Raw genomic sequence first — 1,684 nt, 5'->3', positions numbered from 1 at the left:
CCCGAGTTAGGACAGGTTAGTGTGCAAGTCCGCCGGGTTTGGCCCGGCGGATCCGTGGATTTTGGTGAGTGCTTCGGCGAGGTCGGTCGGTAGCGGGTCGGCGGCGGTGAGGGTCTTGTTGCCGGCGCGGATCTGAACGGTTCGGTAGCGGCGGGCGGTCTGCACGAATTTCTTGATGCTCCATCCGGTCCGGGTCTCGATCCAGTGCGAGACGGCCAGCGCGGCGAACACGATGGTCAGGTGGGCGTCGATGGATTCGCGTTTGTGGTGGTAGATGGGTCTGGCCTGTAGGTCGTGTTTGGACATGCGGAACGCTTTCTCGATCCGCCAGAGATGGTGGTAGGCGCTGATCACGTACTCGGCGTTCTCGCTGGTCAGGTTCGTGGTGTAGCCTTTCAGTCCGGCAAGAGCCCGGGTTTTGGCTTCCAGGGTCCGGTCCACGGTTTTGGTGGCGCCGGTCAGTTTGACGAACCGGTTCTTCTTCACCGGCACTTTCCCGTCCACCGCTTTCTGCGCTTTGGCGATCTGCTCGTCGATCCCGCGCAGGGTGCGCCGTGCCCGGTCGGCCCGGTACTGGTAGTAGATGACGGTGTCGGGAACCCCACGAGTCTTTTCCCGGTCGGTCGCCGCCCAGGGTTGGGTGAACACATGCCCGTCGGGAATCTCTCTGCCGGGGTTGCGGTTTCGCCATTCGGTGACTGTTTGGGGTTCACGGGGGATGCGGGTACCGAGAATGAACGACAGCCCAGCCGCGGCGATGGCGATCTGGTTGGCTTCGCTGATCATGCCGGCATCGGCGACCACGGTGACATCGGTGAGGCGGTGTGCTTGCTTGAACGCCTCGATCACGGGAAGTATCGTCGCGGTCTCGGCCTTGTTGCCCTCGAACGCGGCCACCGACAGCGGGAACCCGTTCGCGTCGGTCAGCAGACCGATCGTGATCTGCGGCTCCAGGCGGCGCTCCTTGGAGAAGCCGGGCTCGCGGAACCCGTCGCCGGTATCGGTTTCGAAGTAGAGCGTGGACACGTCGTAGAGCACCAGCGACGCCGGACCGAGCCCGGCATGCGCTGCACAAGCAGCCGAAAGTGCTTGACGGAATTGGTCTTTGGCGTAGTCGGGTAGCCGTCGGGTCACCGTCCGGTACGACACTGTGTCGATACCGGCCTCGGCGAGCACGCGGGCGGAGTCGGCTTTGCTGGTCGGCTCGATGATCCTGGCCAACACCAGATCGTGGAACACCTGATCCTCGCTGACACCCGCGAACCCCAGCATCCGGTAGGCGGCATCGAGCGCATCCCACAGATGCGCGGCCCGTGAACTGGTGATTTCCAAAGTTCCCGAGGGGATTTCGGCCGTGCCACCCTCACCGGCCGGACCAGCGACACCGAGGTCGAGTTCGCCCTGGCCGGCGGCGAGGCGCTGGTTCGCCGCCGCGCGCAACGCTTCCAGCTCGGCATCATCGTGGGCCGAGCCGACGTGCTCGATGTCGCGGGCGCCGCGACGCGTGGACCACACGATCTGCACCGCGGTCGCTCCCGAGGCGGTCTTCACCGTCCGCACGTAGGCCACCCGGCCCACCCTACGAAGATCGAGTTAGTGCGCAAACTCAGGCCCCCGGCGACAGCGAACCCGCTGATCACCCGGCCGCGAACACTCCCAAGATCAACATCTGTCCGAAGTCAGG

1 protein-coding gene is annotated in these 1,684 nt (G+C 64.9%); it reads right to left on the bottom strand.

Going from position 1 to position 1,684, the window contains the following annotated elements:
* Positions 1-6: 6 nt before the first annotated feature.
* Positions 7-1,569 carry an IS1634 family transposase gene (locus IT779_RS37040; protein WP_456299700.1) on the bottom strand — a complete coding sequence of 521 codons (1,563 nt, stop codon included), beginning with the start codon at positions 1,567-1,569 and terminating at the stop codon, positions 7-9.
* Between the last annotated feature and the right edge of the window lie 115 nt (positions 1,570-1,684).

Origin of the sequence: Nocardia bovistercoris (genome assembly GCF_015674855.1) — a bacterium.
In the GTDB taxonomy this organism is placed as follows: domain Bacteria; phylum Actinomycetota; class Actinomycetes; order Mycobacteriales; family Mycobacteriaceae; genus Nocardia; species Nocardia bovistercoris.
The sequence above is the reverse complement of the archived record's forward strand: the minus strand, read 5'-3'. Positions and strand labels throughout refer to the sequence as shown.